The organism is Dethiosulfatibacter sp., from assembly GCF_983023055.1.
Genome location: NZ_CEZJXU010000106.1, coordinates 1 through 6376 on the forward strand (window position 1 = coordinate 1; position 6376 = coordinate 6376).

The window sequence follows — 6376 nt, forward strand, 5'->3', positions numbered from 1 at the left end:
AGAATTGATGAACAAGACGGACAAGGTAAGGGTAACTGGAAAGGGAACGGATATTACTTTCTCAATCAAGGATATACCTACAATACCATGTGCGGGAGAATTAAATATCCCCGATGGAGAAATATATACGGCGCCTGTAAAGAAGTCTGTAAATGGAGTGATTTCATACAATACTCCTTCGCATTACAGAGGCTTTACTTTCAAGGATATAAGATTTGAAATCGAAAATGGAAAGATTATAAAAGCCACTTCAAATGATAATAACAGAATCAACAAGATACTTGATTCAGATGAGGGAGCAAGATTTTTCGGTGAATTTGCCATAGGAGTGAATCCATATATAATAAATCCAATGGAAAACACTCTTTTTGACGAAAAAATAATGGGAAGCATCCATTTTACACCTGGAAAGTCCTATGAAGATGCTTCAAACGGAAATACTTCCGAAGTACACTGGGATCTAGTGCTTATTCAGACACCTGAGTTTGGTGGTGGAGAAATCTACTTTGACGACCGTCTAATAAGAAAGGATGGAAGGTTTATAATTCCAGAGCTAGAGGTGCTTAATCCGGAAAACTTGAAATAATAGAGGTAACAATGTGTTGAAAACAGATTTGCATATACATACATGGGCTTCAGATGGAACTTGGAGTCCTGAAATATTAATTGGAAAACTGAATGAAGAAAAAATAAAGATATTTTCCATAACGGACCATGACACCATTAAATCATCCGAAGAAATGCTCAATCTTTTCCTTGAGAAGGAAATGAAGTTTATTCCAGGTGTCGAGGTTGCATCGACCTACAATGATAGGGAATACCATTTGACTGTCTATAATTATAACAAGACATCGGAATTTATTGATTTGATTAACTGGAACAATGAAATAAGGCTTGATTACAATTACAAGTTCTTGGACTTGATGTCGAAAAGGCATGATAGTGTTAGTCTTAATGATTATTTCGACAATTATGTGGAAGACAGGACAAAAGGTGGTTGGAAGGCTCTAAACTATTTAATAGACAAGGGCATTTATGGAACCATCTTCGATTATTTCGACGGTCTCAAGGAAACGGACTTGACGCTGTGTTTTAAGACGCCTGAAGAGGTGATTGAAATTGCTAAAAGGGAAGGTGCTTCAGTTTTTCTTGCTCATCCGTCATATTATTTCAGAGATGGTGTCATGGGTATTGAAGAACTTGATTTCTGGAAAAATGCTGGAATAGATGGAGTTGAATGTTATACTCCATATGCTCCAGATAAGGATAGAATAGATTACTACAAGGACTATTGCATCAAGAATGATTTGATGATATCTGGAGGGTCAGATTGTCATGGTGATTTTCTAACTAGAAAACTTGGTTGTCCCGACATTAATGTTAAAGATTTGAGAATAAACAGTCTGGTTGACATGACAGAGTTGTTATAACAGTAAACCTGGAGGTTTATATGGATATTAAAATAGACACACATGTTCATACTATGGCAAGCGGTCACGCCTACAGCGTATTGAGCGACTATGTAAGGACTGCCGTTGAAAAAGGGATTGAGATGTTTGCACTTACTGATCATGGACCAGTAATGCCTGGAGGACCTCATCTTTATCATCTGGCAAATCAGATCGCTATTCCAAGAGTAATGGATGGTGTTGAAATATTAAGGGGTGCTGAAGCAAATATAATTGATTACGATGGTGAAATTGACATACCTAATTATATACTTAAAAGACTTGATATAGTACTGGCAAGCCTTCATCCCCCTTGCTTGGAGTCAGGGTCCATTGATGAAAATACAGCGGCCATAACCAATGCAATAAAAAGCGGCAAGATTGACATAATAGGTCATCCTGGAAATCCTGCTTTCGAAATTGATATTTATAAAGTTGCTCGGTGTGCTAAAGAGTACAATGTTGCACTGGAGATTAACAGCGGGTCTTTTAGAGGCAGCAGGATAACCAGCTGGGACAATTGCGTAAATATAGCGAGAGCATGCAAGGAGGTAGGAACCTTCGTCACTACGGGAAGCGATTCCCATATACACTGTTATCTAGGCGAGTTTGGGAAAATCTACAAGATATTTGATGAAGTTGATTTTCCAAGAGAACTGGTAATAACTGAAAGCAAGGACAAGTTAAAAGAATTCTTAAGTAAGAGAAGATAGGTGAGTTATGATAGAAATATATGTGGATTTAATAGGATATCCCAAGGTAAGGGCAGACGATAAAATTGTGAAATTTCCTTTTAAAAAGGCAGAAGGTATATTTTACATGCTTCTCCTTGATGGTCAAATGGAGAGGGTCAAGCTTTGTTCGTATTTCTGGCCGGAAGCCAATGAGGATATAGGTAAGAAGAATTTGAGAAATGCAATCTACAGTATCAGAAAAGTTTTTGGTGCTGATATTTTTGAGTCTTCAACAAGGGCGTTGATACAGATAGACAGAAGCATAGTGCATATAAACGATTATGAAAGAGTCATGTCAGAGGATGTCGGGTTTCTTGAAATATTACTCGAAAATGACATGATAGACATTTTCGATGATTTTTATATTCCTGATTTGCTTGAATTTGATCAGTGGATTAGTTACAAGAAAAACTATTTTAAAGAAAAACTGAATGATTATTTCAGCAGTATGCTTAACAATCAAACGATTTCAAATTCCATTAAGATAAATATATGCAGGAAGCTCATTCAGAGCGATGAATTTGATGAAAAATCTTATATTAAGCTTATAAAACTCTACAAAATGGAGAAAGAATACCAGAAATCAGTTGATGTTTACAATAAGTTGGAAAACATCTTGAAATCCGAGCTTTCCATAACGCCTTCTGTTGAAGCTGTAAATCTTATAGAAGGAATACTTCATGAAAGGCAAAAAAAGGATGAATCCAAAGAATTAGGCATAGTTTCAATAGGTCGTGACAAGGAATTCAATAGACTCATGGAAAAATTCGATATTTTCAGAAATAGTGAGAATACTGGTGCTGTACTGGTTAGGGGAGAAGCAGGAATAGGAAAAACAAACCTTGTAAATAATTTCATAAACAGTATTTCAAGGGATGAATATGTATTGAAAATCCAGTGTTACCAACTGGAACAGGAATATTATTATGAATCCTTTAGGAGCGTAATGGAACAGATTTCATCCATAATCAGAGAAGAAGATATTCGGGTTCCCCCCCACACAATGTCTGCACTGGCAGCCCTATATCCATCATTTGGAATAGACTATGACATACAAATGTACATGGAAGAGGAAAGGAACTTCAGCATAATTGAAAAGGCTGTATTAAATATATTTTCCATACTTGGAATCAAAAAAAACATTGTTCTTTTAGTTGAAGATATTCATTGGATAGATAAAATGAGTCTTCAGATTTTAAAGACGCTATTGTGTCAGAATACAATTAAGATATTTTCAGTAATAACAACAAGAAATGTCATGAAAACCGATGTAAGCAATCTGATCTATCATGTTAAATCAAGAAATCTAGTGAATGAAATAGTTCTTGATAGATTGAATGAGGAACTTACGAGGGGATTAATAAAGCATTATGTTGAAATTGAAAAGAACTGGCAGGATTATATTTTTACTGAAAGTGAAGGCAATCCTTTATTCATAATGGAATATATTAATAATATACAGCAGAATAAAAGTTTTGACATATTGAGCTCAAAAGCTGGAGATGTAATTAAGAGCAGGATAATAAATCTTCCTGTAGAATCGAGAAAGATTCTAGAAATAGGCTCTATATTCCTTGACTATATAAACCTTGATGTTCTTGAAAAAATAACAGGCAAGGGAAAAATTGATCTTATAGAAATAATCGATGACCTTCTTGAAAGAAACATACTGGTGGAACAGAAAAATGGAAAGAGTAATTTGGAATTGCACTTTACTCACAACAAGATAAAAACCTTTGTGAAGAGTGAAATGTCTTATTCAAAGAAGATACTCTTGAATAAAAGATTTGCAGAATATTATGAAAACCACCTTGGAGGTTATTTGAATCAGGAACTTTATCCAAGGCTTTCATTCCATTACGGCGAATGCAATATGAAAATCAAGCAATTGGAATACAGACTTAAGAGATTTTCCGGTCTTGTTAAAATCAACCATGAAATGTTCCCTGAAATAGATGACTACAAGATAAACAATGGAACAGCAGTATATCTCAGTGAAAAGGATATAGACAGCGAGTTGAAGAATATAGAGAAGGAATACCAGTCGATACAGGTTAATGAGTTCATAGATGATTACAAGGATGTAGAGATAGTTTATCTATATACAATGGGAAGACTCATGGTGGATACGGGAAATCATCAGATGGGAAGGGAATTAATTGAAAAAATGATTGGTCTTGCTGAAAAAAGCGGTAATCTGGATTATTGCATAAAAGGATGGTTTAAACTCATTCATCAGACAATAAATATATTTGACCTTGAAGGAATGAAATTTGCATTGGAAAATCTGGAAAAAATATCACCTGATGCAATGGATGAAGGAATTACTGCAAAGGTAAAAAGGCTCAAGGGATATTATTGTATTTTAGCAGGAAGATACGATGAGGGTGAAAGTTACTTGAAAGAAGCCATGGAAATATTTGAAAAGCCAGCATTCAGAAAAAGGTATATTTTAAACATAGCAGCCTCGGTTATGTATATAGGTGAAAGTAAAAGGCTTCAGGAAAAATTTGAAGAATCAATTGTGTTTTATGACAAGGCACTTGAGATTTGCAATACAATGCAACTGTTATCAGGTACTGCCTATATTCTTGCTAGCAAGGGAAGAGTCTATTATGAACTTGGAGACATTGACAAGGCTGAAGAATTTTTACTGGAATCAATAAAGTACTATAAAAGAATAGTATTTATCTGGGGAAGGTTTATTCCCAATGGTTATCTGGCTCTTGTATATGCCAGAAAAAAGGATGAAGAAAAAACATACAAGCACTTTAAGTTATCCATGGAGTATATAGAAAGTTCCACAAACAGTTACGAAAAAGGTATGACATGCAGGATAAAAACAGAATTGATTAAGGCATGCAGGAATTTCAGCAACTGGGAAAAGTTTGAAGAATTGATAAAATCAGATTTGTTCAACTGTTGCTTCGGAGAATATAAATGCTTTGACAATTCAGCTATGACCTATGAAAAAAGAAGGATAAACGAACTTTTAGACGATAATGATGTGAAAGATATTACAGAAATGGATAGCTAAGAGAAACTATTATCAAAAAAAGATGTGAAAAATAATTTCACATCTTTTTTTTGACGTTATTTTGACTTATTTTAAGTATAATTAAGTTATTAAATTAGTGAGGTGTATGTTCCTGATACTAAAAACTGTAATTAATGGAGAAAAAATTAGCGTAGAATGCAATCCTAATAAGAGACTATTAGATTTTTTAAGAGAAGATATGGACCTGAAAAGCGTCAAGGAAGGATGCGGAGAAGGTGAATGTGGGGCATGTACAATATTGATAGACAAGAAAGCGGTCACTTCATGTACTGTATTGACAGGTCAGATAGAGGGCTGTGAAGTTACTACAGTTGAAGGATTGGAAAAATCAGGAGAACTTGAAACTATGATTCAATCATTTGAAGAAAACGGTGCCATCCAGTGTGGATTCTGTACTCCGGGAATGATAATGTCATCAAAGGCTTTATTGTATGAAAATGATCATCCAAGCGATGAGGAAATCAAGAGAGCTCTTGAAGGTAATCTGTGCAGATGTACGGGTTATAACAAAATCGAAAAAGCAATTAAAGACGTAATTGAAAAGGAGTAAGCAATGATATCGAATAAATTTTACTCACCACAAAATATAAATGAGCTTGTGAAGGTTCTTGAGTTGAAAAAAAATACTGAAAATATGTTTTTTGTTGCTGGTGCTACTGATTTTGCTGTGGTAATGAATAACAACAAAATGTTTGACTATGTTTCCGTAGACTTGACAAAGGTTGTAGAAATGAGAAATATCGAAAAAAATGGAAATATTGTTGAAATAGGTGCTTGTGTAACAATGGATGAACTTGACAACGCTGATATTGTCAGAAAATATGTTCACGGATTGAGCCAGGCTGCAGGAAGCATTGGTTCAACTCAAATAAGAAATAGAGCAACATTAGGTGGCAATGCAGCCAATGCAGCTCAGTGTGCTGATACATTAACAGCTCTATTCGCCTATAATACAACTGCCGTGATGGTGAATTCAAAGGGTGAATTTAGAGAAGTAAAACTTGAAGACTTGATTGTAGGTTTTGGAAAAACCTTTATAGAAGATGATGAAGCACTTGTAAAGTTTAAGATTGAAGTTAAAGAAAACGAGTATCCTTCTTTTTCAAAGGTTGGAGCAAGAAAAACCGTTACAATAT

At 34.8% G+C, this 6376-nt stretch carries 6 protein-coding genes; all 6 read left to right on the forward strand.

Annotation, left to right across the window (positions count from 1 at the left end; translation table 11 throughout):
* Nucleotides 1–586: aminopeptidase (locus tag AC3AX0_RS05330; RefSeq protein WP_487549272.1), on the forward strand; the 586-nt coding region annotated here is incomplete at its 5' end.
* A 13-nt stretch (nt 587–599) separates the two neighbouring features.
* Nucleotides 600–1430 carry a PHP domain-containing protein gene (locus AC3AX0_RS05335; protein ID WP_487549273.1) on the forward strand — a complete coding sequence of 277 codons (831 nt, stop codon included), beginning with the start codon at nt 600–602 and terminating at the stop codon, nt 1428–1430.
* A gap of 20 nt (nt 1431–1450) precedes the next feature.
* Nucleotides 1451–2161, forward strand: coding sequence for a PHP domain-containing protein (locus AC3AX0_RS05340; RefSeq protein ID WP_487549274.1), 711 nt, complete (start codon nt 1451–1453; stop codon nt 2159–2161).
* 7 nt (nt 2162–2168) lie between these two features.
* Nucleotides 2169–5219, forward strand: a complete 3051-nt coding sequence (locus AC3AX0_RS05345; protein ID WP_487549275.1) for an AAA family ATPase — start codon at nt 2169–2171, stop codon at nt 5217–5219.
* Nucleotides 5220–5331: 112 nt separating this feature from the next.
* Entirely contained in the window at nt 5332–5790 is a 459-nt protein-coding gene (locus AC3AX0_RS05350; protein ID WP_487549277.1) for a (2Fe-2S)-binding protein, read from the forward strand.
* Between the two features lie 3 nt (nt 5791–5793).
* Nucleotides 5794–6376, forward strand: a 583-nt coding sequence (locus AC3AX0_RS05355) for an FAD binding domain-containing protein (RefSeq protein ID WP_487549276.1), incomplete at its 3' end; no start/stop codon positions are given.